Consider the following 1,199-nt stretch of genomic DNA (forward strand, 5'->3'; position numbering starts at 1 on the left):
GAAAAATGGCAAAAGGCAAATTTGAATTTGAGCGGACCAAGCCGCACGTCAACGTAGGCACGATTGGCCACGTGGACCATGGCAAGACGACGCTGACGGCGGCGATCACGACCGTTCTGGCGTCCAAGTTCGGCGGCGAAGCCAAGGGCTATGACCAAATTGACGCGGCGCCCGAAGAAAAAGCGCGCGGCATCACCATCAACACCGCCCACGTTGAATACGAAACGGCGAACCGCCACTACGCCCACGTGGACTGCCCAGGCCACGCCGACTATGTGAAGAACATGATCACCGGCGCCGCCCAGATGGACGGCGCGATCCTGGTGTGCTCGGCCGCTGACGGCCCCATGCCCCAGACCCGCGAGCACATCCTGCTGGCCCGCCAGGTCGGCGTGCCTTACATCATCGTGTTCCTGAACAAGTGCGACATGGTCGACGACGCCGAGCTGCTCGAACTCGTTGARATGGAAGTGCGCGAGCTGCTCGACAAGTACGACTTCCCCGGCGACAAGACCCCTATCATCCACGGCTCGGCCAAGCTCGCCATGGAAGGCGACAAGGGTCCCCTGGGCGAAGAGGCCATCATGAAGCTGGCTGAAGCACTCGACACCTACATCCCCCTGCCAGAGCGCGCGGTTGACGGCGCCTTCCTGATGCCCGTGGAAGACGTGTTCTCCATCTCCGGCCGCGGCACTGTCGTGACCGGCCGTGTCGAGCGCGGTGTGGTCAAGGTCGGCGAGGAAATCGAGATTGTYGGTATTGCCGACACGCAAAAGACCACCTGCACCGGCGTGGAAATGTTCCGCAAGCTGCTGGACCAGGGCCAGGCCGGCGACAACGTCGGTATCCTGCTGCGCGGCACCAAGCGCGAAGACGTGCAGCGCGGCCAGGTGCTGTGCAAGCCCGGCTCCATCAAGCCGCACACGCACTTCACCGGCGAGATCTACGTCCTGAGCAAGGACGAAGGCGGCCGCCACACGCCTTTCTTCAACAACTACCGCCCCCAGTTCTACTTCCGCACGACGGACGTGACSGGYGCGATCGAGTTGCCAGAAGGCAAGGAAATGGTCATGCCAGGCGATAACGTGTCGATCACCGTCAAGCTGATCAACCCGATCGCCATGGAAGAAGGCCTGCGTTTCGCCATCCGCGAAGGCGGCAAGACCGTCGGCGCCGGCGTCGTTGCCAAGATCATTGCG

At 62.4% G+C, this 1,199-nt stretch carries 1 protein-coding gene; it reads left to right on the plus strand.

What is annotated here, in order from left to right; translation table 11 throughout:
• Positions 1-5: 5 nt before the first annotated feature.
• Positions 6-1,199 (plus strand): elongation factor Tu (gene tuf, locus AC1D0P_RS25820; RefSeq protein WP_477679332.1); only part of this gene is annotated, 1,194 nt, incomplete at its 3' end.

The organism is Polaromonas sp. P1_G2 (genome assembly GCF_056405515.1).